The following is a 26,113-nucleotide window of genomic DNA, read 5'->3' as shown; positions in this document are numbered from 1 at the left end:
AGAAAACAAAAAAACTAAAAGTTTCCAGTCCAATATTTGTCATTACAAAACGATCCAATTATTTTAAGCCGATGCCAAATATTTTGGCATCGGCTATTTTGGTTCGGAAAATGGGTTAAGGTTATAAGTTCTTGTCTTTTATGGATATATGTTCTTGTCCTCCGACAGCTATGCTAAATTTTGTTTTAGGAGAGTCCTTTTGATGCCTACATACATCTGTACAAAAGACGACTTTTATGACGTAGTGCGTTAAAGTACCGAAGAAATAGTTATTTTTTGGGTATTCCCCGATTTCGATAAAAAATCGGGTGCTCACCGTTTCACTTGCTAAGACTGATGAATTCCCTGGCTGCCGATCAGCAGGCGGACAAAGGATTGATAGTATATCCAATGCCCGTAGTCATTTGGATGATTGATGTTATTTAGCAAGAGGCTCTCGGGTGTCTTACCGGCTACTAGTTCTTCCGTCCAGAGTCCATAAGCGTCCGCCGCGCCGATTCCCAGCGAATCGGCAAGACGGAGGATCGTTTCCGCGTAGCATGATGTCTGGCCGCTCGTATGTAGCCAGCGGGGGTTCGGTTCACACGGCGTCACTAAGATGACGTCACTTCCTGTGCCGTTGCGGACTGCCTCAACGATCTTACGTAGATGGTCTTCAAATGCTTCCAGAGATGTGGTGCAACCATGCTCGTATCGGTTCTGGTCGTTCATCCCGTAGCCGACCGTCACGAGATCGGGCATCAGCGCCACAACATCCTCGTACACTCGGTCTGCGCCGCCGCCGCTGGTCTCACCTCCGATGGACCGGTTTTCGATGCGAATCCGGCCACGGGGGAACAATTCGCCTAGCAGCTTCGCGAACCGATAATAGTAGGTCAATGATTCATCGCTTGCATCGCCGCCAGCGCTGATGCTGTCGCCGTAAACGACATAGAGAGCTTCTTTGCCCGACGCAAGCTTGCGGACAGTCCGTTTGAGCAAACCGGATCCGGCGACATCCCTGGCGATCGGTGCTATCGCTTCCACGGTTTCGTCGGTCGTATAATCCGCGTAGACCGTAAAGTCAAGGTTGCTGTAATTAGGGTACTTGTTGTGGTCAAACGGATTCACTCCGTGCAGCGGATGCAGCGTCCCGTCAGGAATCCGGCTCTCTGCTGTGCGGTGAATGGTCCCCCTGTCATAATCGATGATATAGTCGACACCTTCTTCATACCGATTCGCATCGGGATCCTCGGATCTGGACCTGCTACGCACCTCCGTACCTTCTACGGCGAGCGGGCGGTGTCGCATAGGCAGTGGAGTCACCTTATGAAGGACGAACGGTTCCGCCGTTTGCCGACTCGTGACATTGTTTCTGCCGTTACCCTTGCTTTCATTATGGGTCACCATTCCAGCACAACTCCCAGGAAAAACTCGCTTTTATCCATGATCATCTGCCATGCGCTTTCCGCATCCTTTGCTGCGAACCGATGCGTGATGAGGGACGACGTCTGAAGCCATCCGTCACGAATGCCCACGAGCGTCTCATTCATCCGGTCTTCCGTCCAACCCGACGGACAGTGGAGCGTAATCTCAAGCGGCCGAAGCTCTTGAATGTCCACTTGGCCCGAATTCCCGAGAAAGCCAGCCGACACCAGATGGCTGTTCAGTCTCATCGCGGGCTTCAACACACGGAATGTGTCCATGGCGCCGACGGTATCGACCACGACGGCGATGCTCCGGTTGGCGGGCTCCTCCAGCCAAGCCGAAAGCGATGCGAACCTCAGATTTAGACTGCGGATCCCGGTCGGTAATAATGCCAAGCGGCGGTCGTGTTTGCCAAGTACGGTGACCTCCGCACCCCGGTGGGCAAGCGTCTGAGCTGACCATTGGCCGACCATTCCGTCTCCGATAACAATCGCCCGGTCGCCGGTCGCTACCGGTGGCCGGCGACCGCAGTTGAAACCGACCTGGGCAAGCACCATCCCGCTGTAGTCGATCGGATCTGCACCTTCGGGCACCCTCCAGACCTGCCCCTGGTGTGTAACGGACGGATTGATGTGCCCCCCGGTGTCGAATTTCATTCCGTCCACACGACTGATAGAGGCGAACACCCGGTCACCGGGCTTAAACCGCGTAACCTCCCCTCCGACCTGGCGAACGACGCCGACCTTCTGATAGCCGGCCACTTGGGGGAACGGCAATTTGTCACCCGGCCGTGTAACTTGCTCGCCCTTGACGCGCTCACCATACAGAAATGAAGACTCTGTCCCATTACTGATCCACGAGAAGAGGAGATCGATAACGACGTCTTCGGGTCCGGGTTCGGGTAGGTCGACCTCCCGGAATTTCACTTGCTTCACATCTTCGAATACGACGGCGGTGCCCTTCATTTTATAGACCCTCCGCGGTGGTTAATTCGAAATCAGCGGCGGGGTACGCATACACTTTGATCGCTTCCTGCCGATTCAGCAGTTCGATCGTCTCGTGATAGCGGTAGAACGGCACGTGATGCGTCTGCAGGCACTCCGTGTTAAGTCCACGGTTACCTACCAGGTCGAGGAGCAGCTTGCGGTCGGTGTCGCCGAATTTCCGGTAGCGATAGGATTCCAGAATGGTTCCCTTCAGCCACAGATGGGCACCGTAGCGCACTTCGCCCTTCAGAACCCCGAAGATAACGAGACGGTCGTCCACCTTGTCCAGGAGATTCTGGACGGAAGCAGCGGCACCGACGCAATCGTAGCCAAGATCGAATCGCCGGAAGCCAAGCTCTTCCGCGTGCACGGCGGTGCCCAGTCCAAGCTGGTTTACGTGTTCAATACGGCTCCGATTGATATCCATAGCGACGACATCGGATGCCCCCAACAGACGCGCGGACTGCAGCGCCAGCATACCGGCAGGGCCGAGGCCCGAGATTAGCATCGACCGGCCATTCAAGTCTCCGAATTGAAGCAAGCCGATAAGCACACACTTCAACAATTCGAAGGAGACCGCTTGCTCCCAAGTTATCCCGTCGGGCAGCCGCAGCAACTCAGCCTCCCGGTAATTCAAGAATTGCGCGTATGCGCCGATACCGGATATATGCTCCAGTGAGGCCACGCGGTCACCAATCTTGAGGTCTTTCACCTTGCTTCCGACGGCAACGACCGCGCCCGCCATTTCGTGCCCGGGCCAACCAGGGGGCAAAGGATAGTCCGGCGTCTTGCTCGGATCCATCATGTCCCTTCCCCCCATCATGCTCATGTCCCAGCGGGGACATGTGGATACGATCTCGATCCGTACCGTTACTTGGTCTTCCCGCGGCTCGGGCAACGTGAAATCGACAATCTCGTACGTGTTTTTTCCGAGTATCTGCAGCGCTTTCATTTCATTCGCCTTCTTTCTTAAATTGGTGAGAGGATACAGCAAAATCATGCGTTCCCGGCGAAAGCTCATTTCACGACGGTTCAACTGTTTACAGGGATTTCAACCCTTGCCTTCTCGCCCTTCAAGACTGATTCATTTGCTGATTCATTGCTGTCTGCCGCTTCACCGTTCACGATTCCGACCCCCCCTTTATCCCTTGACGCTTCCCAATACAATCCCGCTCATGAAATACCTCTGCAAGAAAGGGTATATGAGAAGGATTGGCAAAGCACCGATAAAGATCTGCGCCGCCTTATTGGTCCGGTTGGAAACCTCTAGGAACAAGGCGGTATCCTGAAGAGTCACCATCTTCTCCAGACCCTGCTGTACCACAACGGTTTGTAGATAGCTTTGCAAAGGGTAATTCTCCGTCCGATTCATCAGGATAATCCCGTCAAACCAGCTATTCCAATGGCCAACTGCGCTAAACAGGATCAACGTGGCAATGGCGGGCATGGAGAGCGGCACGAATATTTTCCATAAAGTATACCAATGGCCCGCCCCGTCGATAAAAGCTGCTTCTTCAATTTCTTTGGGTAAATTCCGGAAGAAATTGAACAGCAGGATCACATTGAAAACAGATACGGCGCCGGGTAAAATCAATGCAAATACGCTGTCGATCAGACCTGTCATTTTAATGACCATATACCAGGGAATCAGTCCGCCTCCGAAGAGGATCGTGATCATAAAAAAAACAATGTACGCCTTGCGGTAGGAAAGTGTGCTTGGATCCTTGGAAAGTGGATAGGCAATCAATATCGTCAGAAGCATATCGAGCGGAACGCCGATTAACACTCTTTCGAATGAAATGACCATAGAACGGATAAATTCCGGTTTGTTAGCCACAAATTCATAGGCTTTGAAAGTGAAATCAACCGGCCATAGCGTGACCTGCCCCGAAGCCGCGGCCGTACCGCCGCTGAAGGAGAGTGCCAGCACGTGGATCATAGGCAGCAGACACAGCAAGGCAAACCCGATAAGAATTGTGTAATTGAGAATGAGAAAGCTCATTCTTCCGATAGAAAGTTTATTATTCATAGATTCCCCCGTAGCGTTATAGTACCCGGTAACCTGCATATTTGTCGGCCAGTTTGTACGAAACGATAATGAGAACGGCGGAAACCATCGATTTAAACAGACCGACCGCCGTGGCCATGCTGTATTGGTTTTCGATCAGTCCCATCCGGTATACCATGGTATCGATAATGTCCCCGGTACTGTATACGAGCGGGTTGTAGAGATTGTAGACCTGATCGAACCCGGCATTTAATATTCCGCCCAGGCTCAGTACGGTCATCAAGATCACAATGGGAATGATTCCGGGTAACGTTACGTGCCAGGTCTGCTTCCAGCGGTTGGCCCCATCCACGATAGCCGCCTCATACAGCGTCGGATCTATTCCCGTCAATGCCGCAAGATAGATGATGGTTCCGAATCCGGCTTCCTTCCACACATGCGAACCAACGAGCAAATAAGGGAACAACTTCTCATTCCCCAGGAAAAATACAGGCTCTACTCCGAACAGGGATAAAAATTGGTTGACGATCCCGCTTGACGGGGACAGGATATCGATCATAATTCCCGCCAAGAGCACCCATGACAGGAAATACGGGAGATAGATGATCGTCTGAATGCTTCTTTTCACATATCTGGCACGCAGCTCATTCAACAGAAGAGCCATTGTGACAGGTACAATCAAACCCGCCACTATTTTCATAACCGCAATGAAAATCGTATTCCAGAACACTTCTCTTACATCGGGAATTTGCAAAATGAACTCGAAGTTATCAAGCCCGATCCAGTCCGATCGGAAAAACCCTTTGGTCACGTTGTATCTTTGAAATGCCATGATAATCCCAACCATGGGCCCGTAGCTAAAAATCAGCAGCAGGATGATCCCCGGCACCATCATCAAATGCAAGGGATATTCGCGAACCCATTTCCTTCCAGATTGTTTCAATGCCTTCACGGGCACCCCTCCATTGACCGACGATTGCGGTTTAGTCAAAAAAGGAAGTTGACAGAACCAACTCCCCCTTATCAACGCTTACCTTTAGATCATTTATTTTGACTTATACCATTCATTGACTTCTTGGGTCATTTGATCACCGCCCAATTTTTTCCACTGGGAGACGAAGGTGTCAAATTCATCGATTGGCGCTTTCCCCATAATGATCTTGAGGAACGTCTCATTCTGCATCTTAGTGAGCGTAGCTCCCTTGTCGATGATGGTCTGAGTAGGAGCACCGTAAAATTCGTTAAAGGTGTACTGCTTGTTTTTGTCGATTTTCTCCAGGATGGATTGGGAGCCCCCCGGTCCGAATACGGCGGCATAACCCCAACTTTTGATATCTCCGTCCTTATAGGCAAGAACCTTATCATAGTTGGACTTGTCCGTATTGTTCAGCTTGGAAGGATCACTGCTGTCCAGGGCGCCCTTGACCGCCTGGAAGCTTTCAAGGTTTTGCTTGGGCTTCCATACCCGGAACATAGACAACTTGAAAACTTCCTTTCCTTCTGCCGTCGTCCCGTATTTGTTGTTGTCTCCGTTTGGACCCATCGTGGTTTCTACCCACAAATTGACCATTTTGATAAGGGCTTCCGGATTCACGAAATTTTTATTTACAACATGGTAGGTCTTCGCAGGATTCGACACCATGGAAAGGACTGGCTTTTCGTCGGAAGAAACCGGCGGGATTACGATCCAATCCCCAGGATCCTGAGCATTCTCTTTGCTCGAATTCAGCGGCCAAATGGAATTCCACATCTGTCCGTAAGCGATCCCAATTTTGCCCGCCGTCGCGGATTCGGCCACCTTCGTGCCGTCCTTCACGCCGAATTCTGGATCAATCATCTTATTTTTATACATATCCTGCAAATACGCCAGTGCGTTCTTTACTTCCGGTTGGATCGTTCCGTTGACCAGATTGCCTGAAGCATCCTTGATCCATCCGTTCGGATAAGCATGGAATGCATAGAAGATCGGGGCAATATCCGCCCATCCGGTTACGCCGCCGCTGACAGCATCCTTGTTGATCGCGAAGCCATATGTGTCGGCCTTTCCGTTGCCATCTGGGTCCTGGGTGACAAACGCTTCGGCTGTCTTCTTCAATTCAGCCAGCGTCTTGGGGATTGGCAGATTCAATTTTTCCAACCAGTCCTTACGGATCCATATCAAGTCGATACTGTCCAAGAAGGACTGGGTCTCCGGAATGGCCATTAGCTTACCGTCAATTTTGGCCGTTCCTAGCATGACACCGCCGTCGCCTTCAATCACGCTTTTGGTCAAGGGGGAGGCGTACTGCTCATATGCGCTGGTCAAGTCGGCGATAACGCCATTTTCAGCGAGCAGCTGAAGGTTTTTGATATCAACATCGAACACGTCCGGCAAATCGTTAGACGCAATGGAGACGCCGAATTTTTGCGCATACTGGTCCTCCGGGACGACCCAATTGTACTTGATCTTAATTCCCAGCGAATCCTGATAGGCCTGTGTCCAGATATTGTTGTCGATCGTTTCATTGGCGTCGAATTTATAGTTGGTTCCAAGATCCCTTCTCACGCTTGTCACGGTAATCTCCGGGCTGTACTTGGTCAGAGAACCGTCCGCAATGGCAGAACCCTCAGGAGATGCGGGAGTATTCGCAGGCGCATTGGCTGTTCCAGACGATGCTTCATCCAGCGTGTTATTCGTCTTGCTGCAAGCAGCTAAAAGCAAGACAGCCGCAAGAATTAGCGATATGAACTTGGTGATACCCCTATTAGTCATTTAATCCCTCCGTTGATTATTTTTTTTGTGGCCTCTTGTTTTATTATAGGGAGGTAATGAAAGCGTTTAAATAGAACGATTTTTACAATTGAGCTTTCCGTTTACATCTTTATCAGGGAATCGCGATATTCCTGCGGAGTCATCTGAGTGGACTTTTTAAAGAACTTGGCAAAATAAGCCGGAGAATCGAATCCGATCGCCGCGGATATTTCATGGATCTTCATAGAGGTCCCGCCCAATAGATCCATTGACTTGTCAATCCGTGCCCGATGGATGAGATCCGATATATTGGCTCCGGTAACCTGTTTGAACAAACGAGACAGGTAGGAAGGATTGAAGCTGGTTAGCTCGCCCAGTTTGACCAGAGAGATGTCCTCCGATAAATGCTCCAAAATATATTGCTGCACCTGCATGATCGTATCCTTTTCCCTTTTCTCCTGCTGACTCTCCTTCAATGCGAAAATATCAATCGCCGTCTTGCGCAGAAATTCCGCGGCATCGGCCCAGGTTCCGAAGTTATCAATATGGGTAAAATTTCCGATATCTTCAGTGAATTCCTTTTTACCGGCAAGCCCCCATCTGTTGATATAAGACAGCAACTTCAAGGACAGTGCAAAATAGAGTTCCATAGCTGGGATATTCCGCATATGGTTTACGGTTGATAAATATCCCGTTATCTCGGATAATAGTTCAAAGAATTCATGCCTCTGACCGCGCTCCAGGCAACTCTCCAATTTACCAACCTTGTTCAGATGAATATGAATTTTACCATCCGCGCGTTTTAAGAGGTGATCACCCGCCGGTGAGAATTCACTTTCGGTGACGATGATGCCGCTTTTGCTGCCAATCCAGTAGTTCAGCAGCTGTCTTAATCCGTAATACTTTTCGGCTGCCGTATCCCAATCGATTACTTCGTTTGTAATAGCAAACGACATGTTGACATGGAGGGATTCCATGCAGGCTCTCTGGGCATTTTCGAGCATTCCCCTGACAAACAGACCGATTCGATCCCAACCGCGTTCAGGCCCGGTCGGCTGAAACAGCCATACGCAGTAAGACTCGTCATGTACAAACGAGGTTTGGATATTCTCGAATACATATTCCTCGACCATATTCTTGACTGTATAGGTCAAGCGGTTTTTGTCGGATCCTTTCAGATGTTTGGATGTATTATCCATTCTTCCTAAAAGCAGAAATACGGGCAGCTCGGCATTCAGCGGAAATTCCATTTCATCCAGCTGTTGCTGCCGAACCGGAAGCACTGACTTCTCTCCATGCAGAAGCGTAGTCAGAAATTCCCTCTGAAGCAACGGGATCGCTCTGCTTAGCTGCTGTTTCACCCTGCCGAGCAGCTCGTTATTTTTAAAGCTCCTCTCAATGTCTTCCACGGCTTTTTCGACCGCATGGATGATTTCCGCATCGCCTTCTGTCTTCAGAAGATATGCTACTCCTTCGTGCTTGATGGCCGTATACACGTATTCGAATTGGTTGTATCCGGTTAGAAATATGACTTTGCAGTCCGGCCATCTGCTCTTGATGTTTTCCAGAAGCTGCATTCCATCCATCTCGGGCATATGGATATCCGTCAGTACGATGTCAATCTTCGTCCTGTTCAGCCAGCCCATGGCTTGTTCTCCCGTATATGCCTTGTACAAATCCAGCTCAAGGTGCGTTAGGCTGCCGAACAGCCTGTACAGCCAATCCACGATCAATTGCTCATCATCTACAATCAACAGTTTATACATATGACTGCCCCTTCCTTTGCCTGTCTTTCTCTGGGAGGTTAAACTTCGATTCTGATAACCGCCTTCAATCCGCCGAGCGCGCTTCTCGTCAAGATTAATCCGCTGCCGCTGCCGAAACGATATTGAAGCCTTCTGTGTATATTTTGGATGCCTGTTGTTTCAACGTCCTCCATATTTCCTGTTTCAAGGAGAGCTTTCTGCATATTTTCCAGTGCCTGATTGCTCAGCATATTCCCGTTATCTTCGACGATCACATCCATCGCGCCTTCCGACTTTGAAAATGAGACGAGCAGTATTCCGCCATTACCCCGATTTTCAAGCCCATGCTCAAGCGCATTCTCGATAATCGGCTGGATAATGAGTCGGGGTACCCTGTAGAGTCTGCATTCTTCAGGTGTGGGCTCAAAACCGAGTTCCATCCTGCTCGCAAACCGCATTCCGATGATTTCGGAATAGATCCGCGCATGCTCGATTTCCTTGTCCAGCGTAACCTCGTCCTCACCGCTACGCGTAATGAACTTGAGGTAGTGTCCGATCAGTTGGGAGAATCTGGCCGCATTTTCGTTGTCTTCATCGATCACCATCCTATGCAGGATAAAATAGCTGTTATAGAGAAAGTGGGGGATGATTTGTGTCTGAAGCTGCTTTAGCTGCGCATGCTGCGCGAGTATCTTTTGTTTATAAACCTGCTCTATCAACGTATCAAGCTTGTTGACCATGGTATTAAAGGCTCGGTACAGATACCTGAATTCATCATGGGTCTTATGGGTAATGGAAGCGTTCATATCCCCTCTCTCTACTCTGCGGAATGACTTTACCAATACGGACAAGGGCTTATAGATCAAACGATAGGTGGAGAACGAATACAGCAGGATCAACAGGACCGATGTCGCTGTAAAAATCCAGAACCAATTGAAATATTTCTTGAAGTTCTTCAGGACTTCGCTTTCCGGTATATATTTGCTGAGGGTGATCCCAAGATAATCGGAACTTGTATAAATAGCCCAATAAGTCTTTTTCATGATATCCACGCTTCGGAAGCCGCTTGCCGAGGTCATTGCAGCCTCCTTAATGAATTCCGACATCCGGGCATTTTTTTCCGAATCGGTTGTGCTTGTCAGCATGAATTGGTTACGGTCGTCAATAAATATGGCTCCGCCGCCTTCGTAATCATTAAACTGCTGTAATGCATTCTCCAGCACTGTAAGATCGAGCTCTACGCCGATAATATATTCAGGCTTCTTTTTCTCCTTTTTGTTCTCGAAGGGGGTATTGGATAAATTTGAAACACTCAAAAAGAGACGGTTATTCCAGTAAATCGTCTGAGCATCTACGGAATAATAGGAGTTTGTATCAAGAATCGCGAATTCATCTCTGGGGATGGAGCTTTTAAAGCCTGAAGAGGAAATCACCCTGTCGATAGAGGGGATATATGTGCTTACATTTTTAATATAGGCGCTACTGCTTGCAATCGCCTGAAGATATTGCTGAAGTTGCAGGATCGCAATCGCCTTCTCATATTCGTCTAGAGATTCCGGAACATAGGCCAGCTGCCGCATATTGACATCTGCCGTGCTGTAGTACTGCAGAAGCTGGATCCTTTGTAATTCTTTCTCAAGTGTCTCCACGTAGAAGTTAAGCTGGGAAAGCATCGTATTGGAGATATCATCTTCCTGTGTCTGTATCGCCCATTTGTAGATTTCAATGCTAAGCACGTATAACGGAGAGATAATAAGAAGAAAGGTGATGACCATTCTGGTGAAAATAGACTTGTTCATCTTTGATGTAAACCATTTTCCCGAAACCGGCATCTTTCTCAGCCTCTCCTCTCGGTGAGTAACCCGCCATATAATAATTGCTCGCTGTTTTCCGTTTCAGAATAGCAAAATACCAGATGATTGGATATGGTTGCCAATAACTCCTTGATGGAAAAAGATGGCCTCCTAATAAATCCGGAAACCATCTTTTTCAATCGACTCGGTAGGCCGGAATCCCTGACATTTATACTCTATCGTATCAGGTGAAAATATGACACGATTTCTTATAGATTGCTCATTTACGAAATGTTCGTACTATGCTCTCCGCTATTCATGGAAGTTGAATGCGAATGTTCCTTCTTCTCGATCCAGCTTCCTAATTGGACGATGGCGAAGGTAACCAGCATAGCAAACAGGATCATGCCGTAAAATCCCGGCGCTTCAGTCCTTCCGCCGCGGTGCGCTTGCCAAAGTACATGTCTAGTTTTTTCTCCCATATCCCCATATCCATTAAAAATACTCCTTATTTATTGTGGAATTCCTGAAGCCTTCCACGTCACCGAACGGAGAATAACAGGAGCCCTGAATGATGCACGACTCCTGTATTCGCTTAGTGCCGGAAAACCACTCAGGAAGGTGTCAATGCACTTCTATCTCGGGAAACTGCACCCTGTATTCCGGCACTCCGTTTATCGTATACGGCCTTATTTTGGTTACATTGATCTTCACGTATTGTGCCGACGTGCTGGTAATCGGGAACTTCTGCACAGAATTTCCCGGTTGAGGATACCCAGTCCGGGTAACGACGGTCGTCCAATTGACATTGTTCGAAGATACCTGAATCGTGAAGTCGATCGGGAAGTGTACGCCCAAATAGGCGTCATTTCTCGGATACAGGTGAATCTCCTTAATGTTCTTGCTGCTTCCCATATCCACCGTGACCCATTCGGTATGGTCGGTGTTAAGCGAATTGTTACTGGACCAACCATACGCTCCTGCCAAAAAGTTTCGTTCCCCGTCTACCGCCGATGCAGCCGAGTGTCCACTCGCTTCCAAGGAACTGGAATAAGTCAACGTCTTACCAGTAGCAAAGTTGATTAATTGGTCTTTGTAGTAGATGCTTGCCACTCTTGCTCCGGTACCGCCAGAAGCAAAGCCGAAGCTCAACCGGGCCGAGTAAGGATTATTCACATCAGGGACGTGGATAGCTATTCCTTCCGGTTCTCGATAATCGAGCGTATAACCCGCCCTCGTAAGTTTTCTGTCAATTACCGCTCCGGTATTCAAATCGACAGCGGTTATATGCGTGTTGCCATCGGGATATACGGACCCTGGAGCGCCGTAATTGGTACCTTCGTACATGTAGAGATAACTGCCATACAAAGTGTATCCTTGGAATACCGTACCCGGAAAAGCTGGCGATGCAATGTCGGCAATAGGTGAATAAATCCCCTGCTTCACTTGCGCCAAGTTATAGACGCGGTACCTGAAGGTAGCGGCATTGTCCAACGAATAGCGCATCATCAAATTTCCGTGCATCATGTCGATAGCAGCCGTAACGTAGGTAGCGCCCGACACCAATTCATGTTTCTCCAGCCATGACGTAGTGGGAGTGACTACAGCACCATTCGTGAAAGGAAATCTTGCCAATTTCGTCCCCCACCCGCCTACACCGTCCGTTTCCGTCCACAAATACGCAACAGGCTGCCCGTTCAGCGTGCCCGGCTCCGCCCCGAAAGAAACGCCATGACCGAATCCTTTTAAATACATATAACCTAAGATATTGCCCGACATACTCAGCTTCGTTAAGCACAAATCTCCGTTTGCCCCCCTAACGGCGCCGGTTACGGGTCCGGGTTCTCCCGGCAGCTGGATACCTCCTTGCATCAGTTGAAGCGTGTAAATGTGTTGATTTACATTATCGAATGCAATCGATTGAAGTACAGAATTATTTTGAAGCGGTTTTTCCCGAATCATCATGATAGCGCCTTTTGACAGTTCGAATCTTTCAGATTGTGAAACTGCCGCAAACACATCACCTACAGGTAGGACGAGTAAGACGGCTGCCATTAATACTCCACTAAGTTTTAGCATCATTATTTTAACCATTTCTAATCACTCTTCTTTCTATTGAAATAGGATGTGAGATAACAACAACGACTGTTCATTGGTCTTCTCATGGGCATTGTTTTTTAATCTCTCTCCATTTGTAAGTACATCGGGATATAAACAACTCACAGAGCTCAGCTAGGTCGGAATATTCATTCCTTCCACTCTTTATCGAACCACCCTCCTGCATCTAGTTGCATTAGATCTACCTAGTCATGGACGCTCACCTCCCAAAACTATTGGTTGTACGATCTAACTTATTATGCGGTGTCACATTCTTGTTGTATGTCATTTTAGGAATGAAGCCTCTAAGCACATCATAAGGAACCGCTTTCATAGTGTAAATATGACAAATTTTACTTTTGAGTGTTCCGTTTACTTCCTGATTGATGAATCGTTTTGTTTACCATTTCCAATTACTAGATGTCCGTTAGCAAGGTCTGCAAAAAGACCAACTCAATTTAAGCTGGTCTCAATAACATGTTATTTATTTGTAAGCGTAGCATTTTACACCTTACCAGTCTCGATAGTCAAGAGAAGATGATGGCAACCTATTCATTCCCACGAATACTATAAATATGTCGCCACTGAGCTTCAGGTTTGACTTGATATAAGAACAGGCCGTAACAAGTAACGACTTGGTGAATCCACGTAACTTATCCCGGGTTCATGGGACCGTGATAAGTCGTATTTATGGTATTGGTATCTTGATAAAGCACACGTAGCAATTAAACTTAAACCTGTACATACAGCTGTACATATGTACAGCTGTATGTACAGGTTTATCGATTATGGAATGGTGAGACGATGCTACAGAGCGCTTTTTTATATCCAAAGGTTTCCCTAGTGAGACGGTTCGGCCATTTCTCGTGTATATGTCATTATGAATCCGGACAAACTTCAAGGAGCTTTCCGTTGTTCGAAAGGCATTCCTAAATTTTTTATTGATTATTGTCACAGATATGTTCCTTCAGTTGTCTTCTTTGATGTTCAAACTAAAAACAAAATGGAGGAACTTCAATGAACAAACTGTTAGTCATTAATGCACACCCAAAAGTGGATTCTACTTCTTCATTCAGTCTAAATGTATTAAATTACTTCATGAAAATTTATAAAGAGGATCATTCGAATGACGAAGTCATTGAACAAATTAACTTATACAATGACGTTATACCCATGATAGACCAAACTGTTTTAAGCGCATGGGGAAAACAAACCAATGGAGAAGAATTAACAAGCGAAGAGCAAGAAGTAACCGGGCGAATGAACGAGGTATTACAACAATTTAAAAGCGCAAATAAATATGTAATCGCATATCCAATGCATAACTTTAGTATCCCCTCAAAATTAAAAGATTTTATAGATAATGTTTTGATTGCAAGGGAAACGTTTAGATATATCGAAACCCCAATGAGTAATGGAAGAGCATCCGTCGGACTTCTCGACGATGGAAGAAGCGTAGTTACAATTCAAGCCAGTGGATCAATTTACACCAATAATGACTTTTATACCGAACTTGAGTACTCGAATAAATTTTTGAAGTCCATATTTTATTTAATGGGAATCGAAGATTTTGAAACAGTTCGTATTCAAGGAACAGGATTCCTGGACAGAAATGAAGTATTACAAAAAGCATATAAAGAAGCTGAAGAGCAAGCTTCAAAATTAGCAGCAAAATAAGAAATTATTTTCTCAGCCGATCCAAAAGACCGGCTGTTTTTCATTTTTACCACATTAAACCTGTACATACAGCTGTACATATGTACAGCTGTATGTACAGGTTTAATGATTATGAAATGGTATGGTATGGGTGAGCTGGGGTCTTAACAATTATTAATAATGGCAGGAGATTCTCCGTAGCGAATTGAAAAAGACTGCGTAAGGGAGTCTAAGCCCCTAGACTTTACTTAGCCTAGGGGCTTATCTGCTATTTTACCTGTCTCCTTCCACTGCCGATTCGATGTGTTACGTAGTCTACGACGTCGGGCGAATCAGCAGGATTCTTCTTTGGCTCTTCGCGATTGGCAATTTTCAGTGTTTTTCTTACAACGGCCACAGCTGCGTATTCCATCACATCGTCAAGGGTTATATGATCGATCTCATCTGTCCGAGCGTTATGGAGGTATACCAGCGTCTCCATACCGGCGACCACTTTCGTTGAGAGGTGGACAAGTATTGGCTGTTTTTCACGCTTACCAAATAGAGCATCCCCAAGCCATGACATACTAAACTAACCTCCCGCGTCTTAATGTATGCATATCCTGTTGGTACGTAAAGTGCCCCCGGCGCATGTCTCGTTTGTATTTATCGTTTATTCGTTTCATGAATCCTTCGCTGTCTAGGGCATACTCAATGGCTTCGGTATAAAACAAATTCAGCGAGATGTTATGACGGAAGCTAAGCGCATCGATTTCACTGTGGGTTACTTCATCTATTCTGAGCGTCACCCGATGCTTCTTATCAATCCTATCTGCCCTCTTCTCCATTGCCAATCAACCCCCATTGTGTTGGTTATTTTCGCTGTCATGACGTCATGACAGCGGATTTAGTGCGGTCGGAGGGAGGCTGATTGAGAGAAATATTCCAGCCTCCTTTCTTCTCTGTCCTAGAAAATATCATTCATTGCCACTGTATCGTCTCCTACTTTTTCTGAAACATTGAAATCTGAAACCTCTTGACTGTATGCGGTGCTTACTCTGCTTTTCCCAGCCACCATATGAGCGTATAGTACGGACTTCACAAAACCGCTAAAGTTTTGGCCGCTCTGCGCAATGACCCACTCAAACAGATCCCTTTGGTGATTGTTTTCAATGTTGAAGCTGATGGCTTTTCGTGCGAAACTCATAAGCCACCTCCTGCACGATAGAAACCGATCGCGTTCGCAAACAAAGGATTTGGCAAAGGCTGCGCCCTCGAAAAATATGGTCTAAGTAATTCCGTGAGCTCTTCTGCGCGGCCGCCGCTTATCAACACATGATCAGTGGAAGCCCATTTTTTACTAATTTCACCCGCGATCCGAGCCGCCATCTGTCGCGGATTATCTGCCTTATTCGTGTTAAACCCAAAAGGCAATGTACCAGAATCTCGGTCTACATATCGCTTATCCCGCATTGTCACGTAATTAACGGTCTTACTTCCCGCATCAATGACACGTACCAGGCCCTCTTGAGGAGCTGACCAGAACGCTCCTCCTCCTTCCACTGCCACTTTTACGTCAGTAACCTGGATCTTACGATGATTACCATTTACTTCGATCTCCCATTGCCCTTTCAAAAGATTGCGCATGGCTTCTTTCGTGTCTGGACGGTGATGTTCTACAGGTAAACCTGTTATGATGGATACATTTGAATAACCAGCAAGGTGAATCGATACCAGAGCAAGAAGCAACGTATCGATATGAGCTTTATCATCGGTCATCATGTATCGCCCAAATTCGGACTCATTGGCCGCTAAGTTTCCAATAAAATAGCGCTCGCCCTGAAATACCACTTCTATATCGTCATCTCGCCGGGTGAGAAGCCTGCGCTCTCGCCACTCCCCCACGATTGACGGAATATATAAGGTATGCACTCCAGTGTACGCCTTAACCCCATTTCTTCCGATATCAAGTCCAATGTAATGATGTTCCATCTAACCCCTCCTCCAAACGTAGGTAAAACGTAGATGATCTCAGTACCCCTGACGTTTTACGTATGTTTGATGTTATGCAGCACCGCTTGTCCATCTTTCCACACTTTTGATGAAATATTTTTGAATACATGACTAAAGAGACGTTTATAGTTTCGTACTCTTGTCCATACTGAGACTAAACAGCGACTTGTGATTTGCGGAAGGATGAGAAAAATGTTTGGAAAGGAACGCAGTCGATTCGGTGAATTCATTGACCGACATGGGATAAAACAAGAGAAAATACGGGAAATATCAAAAGTTAGTCGGGAGACCATTTCGAGGGTCTGCAAAAATAGAGATTATATGCCTGCTGGTAAGACGATGAAGGCATTGGTGGACGCGGTACGTAAGCTTACCGGAAAACACGTCAAATCAGATGACTTTTGGATGTAGAACATCCTATATTGTAGGTGTAATATGTGGTGTTACCAAGTAACGTTGAAAGTGCTGCCTGCAGCCGGGTAAGCAGTCCAAACTGCCCGCGTATAGTTTAATCATACCTGTACATACAGCTGTACATATGTACAGCTGTATGTACAGGTGATTTAGACTCTCCCCTACCTACCGTTACTTCCTTGAAGGTATTGATACCAAGCATCAACAAAATCATGGAGGTAGAATAACCCATGAATGGGGTTTTGAACAAAGGGTAATTTAAGGAGCCAAGTAGCGAAACTTAATCTCGCACGCAGACTTCATGGTATACATGTTTTTAGGATCACGGTATGCTCATCATGCTTTTCAATCACACCACCATTGTCAATCAACTCTCCGTCTTACCATTCCATAACCGTTGTTTAGTTAAACATTAGCGGTTGATAAATGTGCATCGGTAGCTAAGATAAATATGGATTTAAATATTATATTTCCCTCTTTTTTTGACAATTCGACATGAATAGAAGTGATCCCTTCCTATATCGTAAGAGTAACCTATCCTGGAAACGAAAGTATAGGAATATTTGAATTTGCAATTATCTTCTTTATCAATGGCCGATCACCTTTCCAGATTTACCTCCAGGTGTTAAATGGGGATATCAAATCAAATGGGACGACGTCCGAACCTAAGTACCGGCTGGCGTAGAGAACATGCGGCTGGCGAATGGATATAGCCCGTGAATATATCGAAGAAGAAGACGAATAGAACTGAAAGGGCCTCTTTTTGCTCTTGATAGTGCAATATACCGTTTTTGTTGAGCAACGCAGAAGCATGACACTCAAACGAAATATACCTGTACATATGTACAGCTGTATGTACAGGTATAAGTGATGAAAGAGATAGGCGTGATTGAATTTTAAAGGATCCCCTAATCATACCAACAAATGAGAAAAGTATTTAGTTTTTGCCCCCGAAACTAAATATGGAGACGAAGTTTGTATAGATGAATCACTTTAACGGTAAGGGGGAATGATACAACTCCTCGAATTTTGCTACTCACAACCGGAAAGGGGCGCTCGAAAACTTCAGGCAGTTTCTATTTTTGGTCATTTTTAAACCTGTACATACAGCTGTACATATGTACGGCTGTATGTACAGGTTTAAATGATGTAAATTAGCCAAGTAGCGAATCTTAAACTCGCACGCAGCCTTCATGTAATACAAGTTGTTTAGGATCACGGTATGCGTATCTTGCATTTTGCAATCACACTGCCATTGTCAATCATCTCTCCGTCTTACCATGCCATAACCGTTGTTTAGTTAAAACATTAGCAGTTGATAAATGTGCATCGGTAGCTAAAATAAATCCGGATTTAGACATTATTTTTCCCTCTTTTTTGACAATTTCGACATCAATAGAGGTGATCCCTTCCTATTTCGTAAGAGAAACCTGTCTGAAAACTAAAGGATGGGAATATTTGAATGTGCTATTAGCTTCTTTATCAATGGCCGATCACCTCTCCAGATATACCTCCAGGTGTTAAATGGGGATATCAAATCAAACGGGACGGCGTCCGAAACTAAGTACGCTTGAATTGCAAAGGGTGGCGTTGAGAACAAGCGGCTGGCGAAATGGATATAGCCCTTGAATATGTTGAAGAAGACGAATAGAACTGAAAGGGTCTCATTATACTCTTGATGGTGCAACATACTGTTTTGTTGATGGAAGCAGAAGCACGACACTCAAACGAAGTCCATATGTACAGCTGTATGTACAGGTATAAGTGATGGAGGAGATAGGCGTGTTTGAAAATCAAAGATCCTAATCAACTCAACAATAGAGAAAAAAATAAGGATTATGCCTCCGAGAGTTATTAGGAGACGTTTCTCTCAGATCGAATTTCATCAGGAATATAGAAACACATCTGGAAGGAACATTTGCGTTATTTTAAGGTAAGGGGAAAATTGACACCTCGAATCTTGCTACTCTCAACTGGAAAAGGACGTTCGAAATCTTCAGGCAGTATCTGTTTTGATGTTATTTGTCTTACATTAGAAAGACCTGTACATACAGCTTTACATATGTACAGCTGTATGTACAGGTATAAAAACTTATTGCTGTTCCTATTCATTGTGGTAGAATACAGGTATACAGTTTTTAAGGAGGTAAGAAATGGGGATTGTAATTAGTTTTGGTATCCAAAAAGGTGGAGTAGGTAAAACAACAGCTTGCGCAATCACAGCGCATCTATTGTCTAAAGAAGCTCGCATTCTAGCCATTGACTTTGATAGTCAGGGTAACCTAACTGAGTTTCTTACGCGAAGGGATATTTACGACTTTACAAAACAAACGATTCTTGAGGCTATTCAGGAAAAGAATCCAACTCCATATATTGTACGTATCACTGATAATCTTGATTTAATACCTGCAGAAGATATTTTATCGACGTTCAGCCGCTGGTTATATAGAGACTACAAAGGGGATGCTACCCAGGCCCTGAGAAAAACCATCGATATGGTCAAAGACCGATATGATTACATACTAATTGACTTGCCACCAAACCTTGGAGATCAGACCATTAATGGTCTGACTGCGAGTGATTATGCAGTTGTTATCTTGCAGTCTGAGCCATTTTGCTATTCAGCTCTAGAACGTTATCTTGAGACACTTACTGTTGTACAGCAACGAACGAATGAACACCTTGCTTTGGCTGGTATACTGATCGCTATGAGCGATGGACGAGCCGGCATAGACAATTCCATCGTTGATAAGGCAAAGGATGAATATGGTCCGATGGTGTTTGAGCATATAATCAAACGGCGTAGCCGCATTAAAGAATTTGTACTGGAAGGCATCCAGGACAGCACGAAGTTTGATCAAGGCGTATTGGAGTCATATATAGGGTTTGTTGAGGAGCTGAAGCAGCGTGTCAACCAATAAGGCGGATAAATTTAAATCACTTATGCGTTCCCCCTCAGGGAACCAAGAGAATAAAGAAGAAATTATCTTCCCGAATGAAATTGCGAAAAGTCCTGCTCACGAATTGGTGCAGATCAGCGGGAAAAAGAAAGCTACATTTGAACTTGATGCTGAATTGCACAGATGGCTTAAGGTTCACGCATTGACGATCAATAAGGACATGGTCCAGATTCTAGAAGAGGTATTAAGGAAGTATCGTTCTGAAACAGAGAGGAAATAGTCCTCTTTGATTCGCCTGTATACCTGTACATATGTACATACATATGTACAGGTTATTTGCATAATTATGAGTAAAGGATCAAACAACAGGATTAGACTAATCTATCAGTTTATCTTGTTTTTATTTGACTGTGAAGGGTTAAATTTTTACCCCTCCCCTAATGAGTCGTCCCCCTGTATTATAATCCTGCAGGTTGTTATTTAATATCGAATTTTCTGCATCTGTGATCAGCTTGTCATGTCATCAAAATGATCTCTTCTTTGCTTTATGAAAATCTCCCAGTTAATCGTCTCTAAATTTCAAGCGACCCTGGAAAAATCATCCGGGTTCCATTGAAATTCTTAACGGGACTTGCTAGGAAGCAGCCCTAAATATAATACAGTCTCCTGTACATCTGTATGTACAGCCAGATGTACAGCTGTACACATGTACATCTGTATGTACGTACAGCTATACAGTTTTAGAAAGTTATTCCATTCTATTAATTGGTATGATAGAATGAAAGGGAAATATCAACCAAATTACAACAAAATAAGCCATTGTTTCGGCGGCTCGGTGCTGGTAACACCGATGCTGCTTCATCCGATCAAGAACATCGGTGAAACAGGCGCATCACAATGACTTTTGATACCTTTATTATACCCGATTTATTTCTATTAAATCAAGGGCTTAGTATGGGTTTCTATAGACATGGCGAAGGCTCCTGATTCCCTTTTGGAATCCGGAGCCTTTTTTTGTTGTTAGGGATCTTCGTTCAGTTCATTATCAACTAACTAGAGAGATTGTTACATATAAAACGATGAAAAAAACTAAATAACCCGGCGTTCGTTTCCAATTTTCAAAAATTGGACTTCGAAGGCTTAGTTTCCTATTGTCTTTTTTGGATGCTGAGTCAGGATGAGCCTTCGCCAGCTCGGTGGGATCAGGAGACCACGGTAAAAGACCTGCCCAATTCATGTGGCGAGCCGGAGGCTAGTGGGTTGGTGATTGTCGGGGGTTGTCACGTATTGGCCGTGACCACTTGCGCCGGAAACCGGGCGTGAAGTGAAGCTTTACACTCGTAGTCTGCCTACCTAACCGGGGGCAGACAATCCGGCAAAAAACGAAGTACGGTCCTTTTGCGATATGACTCTATCGTGGGCCGTGACCGTTCCGAAAAGTACGTGGTACAGACTCGAATGAACCTTGCTGGAAACCGTTCAAGGGAGAGTAGACCACGGTTTGAGAAGTCGCTGAAAAAGCTGTGGTGGCAGATTGGTCTATAGGAACCGTAACCAATCCAGGGCATGTCCCTATAAGTAAGCGAGCCGTAGAAATGCGGCGTGGCAGAAACAACTCCTGGGAGCCGTTCCCCAATGCGTGACGGTCGAACCATTCTGTACATCTTAGTCCATTTAGGCTGTTTATATTTTTTTATTCAGCCTATCGGGATAAGGTGAACTGTGTCCACCCCGCACGATCCATCCTGGTTCCGGCTTCGCCTTCCGTCAAGCATTATGTATCTAAATGCGACGAAAATAAACAGTTCACCGATAACGTAGGGGAGGGCGTGGGGAGGATGATTTAATCAAATGCAAGCGAATGCTTGCTACCTTTTGATTTTAAAATTCTTTCTATTGAACCTGCGGAGAAATAACAGATGATTAAGATTTGGCAGACGATCTTAAAGCTTAGTATCTTTATGAGATGGTTCTAAAGATGATTTAGTCGGTGGTGAGTATAGCCGTGAAGTGAGTCGAGGTTTGGGGGCAACGTGTTTTTTGTTGTCCCCACTCCGAGGCGAGCTACGCGGAACCGTGAGGAAAAATATTTAGACAGATACTTTCTTGAATTCTGTTTTTGTAGACATTTGTTTAAAATTAAGAATGGTCTGATCGGAGCGAGTACCGAAAATACATATGTGGTCAAGCTCCTGAAAGATCCTTTTAAAAAAAGTATTTCATAGTGTAGCGTTACACGATACACTATTGTTAATTAATACCACGCTTTTTATGGGAGGGTCGTATTATGAGGAAATCGTTTGAAGTATCATGTCATCCAGGAACCTACGTCCGACAGAATATTATTCCCTCGGGCATGACTGTGAAAGCCGCCGCCGAGCGACTAGGTATCGGCAGGCCAGCACTATCGAACTTCCTTAATGGCAAATCGTCCCTGTCCCTCGAAATGGCGGTTAGGTTGGAGAGGGCGTTTGGCGCTGAACGGAAGCAACTGATCGATATTCAGGCTGCTTACGACAGGCAGATGCGGTTGTCTGCTGATAAGGAGATCACGGTGCGCGCCTTCGTCCCGAATTTCCTGACCATCAAGGCAAGGAAAATCGAAGACTGGGCAGATGGCCAGATCGACGCCCGAAGCCGTCTTCCCGTTTTGCTGCGGAAGCTGGTCCACTCAACCGGATACGAACTCCGCCAAGTGGACTTCCCCGGCTACGACAACGCACAGCGCAAAGGCTCGGATGGTTTCGTCGCAGCGGGAGTCGCCACACCTTGGATTCCTGAGGGGAACTCTTATTGGGAGTTCGGGACTGACCAGAAGCCGGGTTTCAAAGCCGAGAGTGATTATGCGGCGCGGCTGACCTCGGTAGATCCTGTTGTGCGTTCAGTTAGCACCTTTGTATTTGTGACACCTCGCAACTGGCCAGGTAAGACCGTTTGGGAGAAGCAGAAGAACGAAGCTGGCGATTGGAAGGCTATCAGAGCTTTCGATGCGAGCGATCTCGAACAGTGGCTGGAGCAATCCGTGCCGGCGCAGATTTGGCTTGCAGAACAACTTGTCCTACCGATCAGCGGCTACGAAACGCTGGAGCAGGCATGGATTCGTTGGGCGAATGCCAGCGAGCCCCATCTAACTCCCGAAATATTCGCTCCTTCGATCGCTGCTTACCGGGATACGTTTAAGGCTTGGCTTGAAAAATCGAGCAATAGGCACTTTGTAGTAGCGGCCGATTCACGGGATGAGGCGCTTGCCTTTCTCGCCTGCCTGTTTAATGAGACAGAACTCCGACAATTCAAAGACCTAGCTGCAATCTTCACATCGCCCGTTGAGCTTAGGACGCTAGTTGAGTCATCTGTGTCTTTCATCCCAATTGTTCATTTGGAAGAGGCCGAGCGCGAACTCATCGACGCCCATCTACGGCTTCATTGCATCGTTTTCCGCCCCCGAAATGCTGTCGATACGGAAGCAGACATCAAGCTCGATCTTCTCAACTACGAAGCCTTTGAAAAGGCCCTCACCTCCATCGGCATCGAGGAAGGCGACATTGACAGGCTTGCACGGGAGTCAGGCCGTTCGCCAACAATTCTGCGCCGCCGTCTCTCTCAGAACGCCGCAATCAGGATGCCTGTATGGGCCGGCGATGACGATAGGGCAAAATCGCTAGTACCGATGGCCCTGATCGGCGCCTGGAACGCCGAGCCAGAGGCTGATCGCGAGATCGTCTCCAATGTGGCAGATCGAAAATACGAGGCGATCGAAGACGATATCGTGCGTATACTGCGGTTCGATGACAGCCCAGTGTGGTCTGCTGGACGTTATCGGGGTGTTGCCTCAAAGATCGACGCCTTGTTTGCAATTGCGAGGATGGTCACACCGGCGGATCTCGATCGGTTCTTCATCGCTGCAGAATACGTGCTTTCCAAATCCGACCCGGCGCTCGAACTTCCGGAAAAAGATAGATGGGCTGCAGCCTTTTTTAACAAGACACGCGATCACTCCAGCGCGTTGCGCACGGGTATCTGTGAGACACTCGTCATACTATCGGTCCACGGCAACAACCTGTTCCAGAGCCGTCTCGGAATTGATGTCGAAAGTCGGGTCGCAATACTGATCCGAAAACTCTTAACACCGTTGACTCTCGAAAAGCTGCTTACCCACGACCGCGACCTACCACACTACGCAGAAGCTGCGCCCGATGAATTTCTCAAGATCATCGAAGATGATCTACGGCGCAACGATCCCTTTGTCTTCGGTCTTCTCAAGCCAGTTGATAGTATCTTATTTGGAGTATCACCGTCGCGAACTGGCCTTCTTTGGGGACTGGAGTGTCTTGCCTGGAAACCGCAAAACCTCCCGCGCGTGTCGTCGATCCTCGCCCGACTCTCTCTTCCGAAAATCGACGATAACTGGACGAATAAACCAGATGCCAGCCTAAAGGCTATCTTCAGATCATGGATGCCACAAACGGCGGCTTCAGTGGAGCAGAGGCATAAGGTACTGGAGTTGCTAACTAAACGTTTCCCGGATGTCGGCTGGGAGATTTGCATCGATCAAATTATGCCGGGTTCCCGGATTGGTCACTACAGCTACAGACCTAACTGGCGCGGTGACGCCTCAGGAGTCGGGCAGGTCGTCACGCACAAGGAGATGTACGACTTCAACCGAAGGGCTTTGGATCTCCTGATCGCTTGGCCGAATCACGACGAAAATAAACTTGGAGATCTCGTCGAATCTCTTCAGGGTATGCCCGAGGAAGACCAAACCAAGGTCTGGGATCTGATCGATGAATGGTTCAATAACGCTGGCGAGGCCCCTAAAGCAGCGCTGCGCGAACGCATCCGGCAGTTCGCCTTTACTCGACGAAGCCACCACTTAAAGCTCAAGGAAGCTACCCGCGATCGTGCCCGCGAAGCCTACGATAGCCTCCGGCCCCAAGATCCAGTCATCCGTCACGGTTGGCTGTTCGCTGATCAATGGGTGCAGGAATCGACTGACGAAATCGAAGATGAGGATTTCGACTATCGAAAGCGCGAGGAGAGAATCGACAGGCTGCGCCTCGAAGCGATTATCGAGATATGGAGCGAGCGCGGTTTCGAAGGGGTGAAAGAATTGATCGCCAGCAGTGGAGCCGCCGGCGTCATCGGCCGCTATATGTCATCATGTGTTACCGGCGTTAAGCCACAAGTAAATTTCATTCGTCTATGCCTTTCCATTGACGGAAACCTCCGAAGCAAGACCGAGTGGTGTCTGCAGGACTTTATTTTGACGATTGGGGACGACTCTCGTGCTGAAGTGTTGCAGGTTGCGGCCAATGAGTTACCTGCCGATGAACGAAAGCGATTATTTATATGCGCGCCGTTCCAGGCATCCACTTGGCGCCTTTTGGATGAATATAGCGAGGATATCCGCACTGGGTACTGGAAAGACGTACTGCCGTCCTGGGGGCCGCATACGCCCTCCGAGCTAACCGAACTGATCGATTGTCTCTTGGAGGTGCGGCGGCCCCGCGCGGCTTTCCATGCCGTGCACATGGACTTCAAAGACCTAGAGACATCCCGCCTCAACCGGTTGCTATACGACGTAGCCACGGTGGATGTCGAGCCAGCAAGCCATTTCAAGCTTAAAAGCTACTATATTTCGGAAGCATTAAATTCGCTTGATGGTCGTGCTAGCGTCACCCGTGACGAAATGGCCCAACTTGAATTCCTATTCATTGGTGCACTCGATCACAGTAAACACGGAATTCCGAATCTTGAAGCTCAGATCGCTCAATTACCGGCGCTGTTTGTCCAGGCGGTTGCACTTGCTTACAAACGTCGTGACGAAGGCGAGGATCCACGTGAATGGAGGATCGAGAATCCAGAGCAGCGGGCGTCAGTCGAGTCGGCAGCCCATCGTCTTCTAGACCACATTACGAAGATCCCTGGCACAGACAAAAACGAAAGAATTGATGCAGTAGCGCTTGCCGAGTGGCTTACCGAGGTAAGGCGTCTATGCCGCGAATATGGCCGCACCGAGAAAGGCGATCACTGCTTAGGTCAACTACTTGCTAAGGCACCGGCGGGTGAAAACGGCATATGGCCCTGTCAAGAAGTATGCGAGGCAATGGATGGAATAGCATCGCCAGAAATCGCCAGAGGATTTTCACTAGGGGTTCGTAACTCTCGCGATTTTGAACGGCGAGGGGAAGGGGGCGACCACGAACGCGAGCTCGCAGCAAAATACCGCGCCTGGGCTAAGCGCTTACACTTTGACTACCCCTATGTCGGGGCGATCCTCGAGGACATCGCCAAATCCTACAATAGCGAAGCCCAGTGGCATGATTCAGAAGAAAACATTACGAAGAGGCTACGCGATTGAGGGTAGGCACCGCTATCACGGCGTGT

Annotated in this window: 17 protein-coding genes; 4 read left to right on the top strand and 13 right to left on the bottom strand. The window is 47.0% G+C overall.

The features are described from left to right. Positions 1-327: 327 nt before the first annotated feature. The 9 genes from AC0YNV_RS36270 to AC0YNV_RS36230 form a co-directional block, all read right to left on the bottom strand. A complete protein-coding gene (locus tag AC0YNV_RS36270) occupies positions 328-1,389 on the bottom strand; it encodes an SGNH/GDSL hydrolase family protein (protein WP_475772407.1) in 1,062 nt (353 codons plus the stop codon). Next, entirely contained in the window at positions 1,383-2,183 is an 801-nt protein-coding gene (locus AC0YNV_RS36265) for an alcohol dehydrogenase catalytic domain-containing protein (RefSeq protein ID WP_475772406.1), read from the bottom strand. Before AC0YNV_RS36265 ends, AC0YNV_RS36270 begins: the two co-directional genes overlap by 7 nt. Before the next feature lie 190 nt (positions 2,184-2,373). Continuing rightward, on the bottom strand, positions 2,374-3,393 hold the full coding sequence (locus tag AC0YNV_RS36260; RefSeq protein ID WP_475772405.1) for a zinc-dependent alcohol dehydrogenase: 1,020 nt from the start codon (positions 3,391-3,393) through the stop codon (positions 2,374-2,376). A gap of 141 nt (positions 3,394-3,534) precedes the next feature. Continuing rightward, positions 3,535-4,422, bottom strand: coding sequence for a carbohydrate ABC transporter permease (locus AC0YNV_RS36255; RefSeq protein ID WP_475772404.1), 888 nt, complete (start codon positions 4,420-4,422; stop codon positions 3,535-3,537). Between the two features lie 16 nt (positions 4,423-4,438). Continuing rightward, positions 4,439-5,296 (bottom strand): ABC transporter permease, encoded by an 858-nt coding sequence (locus tag AC0YNV_RS36250; RefSeq protein ID WP_475772448.1) that lies wholly within the window; start codon positions 5,294-5,296, stop codon positions 4,439-4,441. A gap of 150 nt (positions 5,297-5,446) precedes the next feature. Next, positions 5,447-7,153: an extracellular solute-binding protein gene (locus AC0YNV_RS36245; RefSeq protein ID WP_475772403.1), complete on the bottom strand. Its 1,707-nt coding sequence runs from the start codon at positions 7,151-7,153 to the stop codon at positions 5,447-5,449. 101 nt (positions 7,154-7,254) lie between these two features. Then, the gene (locus AC0YNV_RS36240) at positions 7,255-8,898 is read right to left on the bottom strand and encodes a response regulator transcription factor (RefSeq protein ID WP_475772402.1); all 1,644 of its coding nucleotides are present in this window, start codon (positions 8,896-8,898) and stop codon (positions 7,255-7,257) included. A 38-nt stretch (positions 8,899-8,936) separates the two neighbouring features. Continuing rightward, positions 8,937-10,709, bottom strand: coding sequence for a sensor histidine kinase (locus tag AC0YNV_RS36235; protein WP_475772401.1), 1,773 nt, complete (start codon positions 10,707-10,709; stop codon positions 8,937-8,939). A gap of 585 nt (positions 10,710-11,294) precedes the next feature. Further along, positions 11,295-12,635, bottom strand: a complete 1,341-nt coding sequence (locus AC0YNV_RS36230; protein ID WP_475772400.1) for a discoidin domain-containing protein — start codon at positions 12,633-12,635, stop codon at positions 11,295-11,297. A gap of 1,149 nt (positions 12,636-13,784) precedes the next feature. On the opposite strand from AC0YNV_RS36230, the gene AC0YNV_RS36225 reads away from it, so the two are divergent. Continuing rightward, the gene (locus AC0YNV_RS36225; RefSeq protein WP_475772399.1) at positions 13,785-14,444 is read left to right on the top strand and encodes an FMN-dependent NADH-azoreductase; all 660 of its coding nucleotides are present in this window, start codon (positions 13,785-13,787) and stop codon (positions 14,442-14,444) included. Positions 14,445-14,691: 247 nt separating this feature from the next. Here the strand turns inward: AC0YNV_RS36225 and AC0YNV_RS36220 are convergent, their stop codons facing one another. The 4 genes from AC0YNV_RS36220 to AC0YNV_RS36205 all read right to left on the bottom strand — a co-directional run bounded on the left by AC0YNV_RS36220 (position 14,692) and on the right by AC0YNV_RS36205 (position 16,394). Beyond that, entirely contained in the window at positions 14,692-14,988 is a 297-nt protein-coding gene (locus AC0YNV_RS36220) for a hypothetical protein (protein WP_475772398.1), read from the bottom strand. A 1-nt stretch (position 14,989) separates the two neighbouring features. Further along, positions 14,990-15,250 carry a hypothetical protein gene (locus AC0YNV_RS36215; protein ID WP_475772397.1) on the bottom strand — a complete coding sequence of 87 codons (261 nt, stop codon included), beginning with the start codon at positions 15,248-15,250 and terminating at the stop codon, positions 14,990-14,992. A gap of 119 nt (positions 15,251-15,369) precedes the next feature. Next, positions 15,370-15,609 carry a hypothetical protein gene (locus tag AC0YNV_RS36210; protein ID WP_475772396.1) on the bottom strand — a complete coding sequence of 80 codons (240 nt, stop codon included), beginning with the start codon at positions 15,607-15,609 and terminating at the stop codon, positions 15,370-15,372. Further along, positions 15,606-16,394, bottom strand: a complete 789-nt coding sequence (locus AC0YNV_RS36205; protein WP_475772395.1) for a ParM/StbA family protein — start codon at positions 16,392-16,394, stop codon at positions 15,606-15,608. Before AC0YNV_RS36205 ends, AC0YNV_RS36210 begins: the two co-directional genes overlap by 4 nt. 2,588 nt (positions 16,395-18,982) lie before the next feature. Between AC0YNV_RS36205 and AC0YNV_RS36200 the strand changes: the two genes are divergently transcribed. The 3 genes from AC0YNV_RS36200 (at position 18,983) to AC0YNV_RS36190 (ending at position 26,087) form a co-directional block, all read left to right on the top strand. Next, complete coding sequence (locus AC0YNV_RS36200) at positions 18,983-19,750, top strand: ParA family protein (protein ID WP_475772394.1); 768 nt, start codon at positions 18,983-18,985, stop codon at positions 19,748-19,750. Beyond that, the gene (locus AC0YNV_RS36195; RefSeq protein ID WP_475772393.1) at positions 19,737-20,009 is read left to right on the top strand and encodes a hypothetical protein; all 273 of its coding nucleotides are present in this window, start codon (positions 19,737-19,739) and stop codon (positions 20,007-20,009) included. Before AC0YNV_RS36200 ends, AC0YNV_RS36195 begins: the two co-directional genes overlap by 14 nt. Positions 20,010-22,016: 2,007 nt before the next feature. After that, on the top strand, positions 22,017-26,087 hold the full coding sequence (locus AC0YNV_RS36190; RefSeq protein WP_475772392.1) for a HigA family addiction module antitoxin: 4,071 nt from the start codon (positions 22,017-22,019) through the stop codon (positions 26,085-26,087). The last annotated feature ends 26 nt before the right edge of the window (positions 26,088-26,113 follow it).

It is taken from the genome of Paenibacillus sp. JT31N11, from assembly GCF_056269285.1.
The sequence above is the reverse complement of the archived record's forward strand: the minus strand, read 5'-3'. Positions and strand labels throughout refer to the sequence as shown.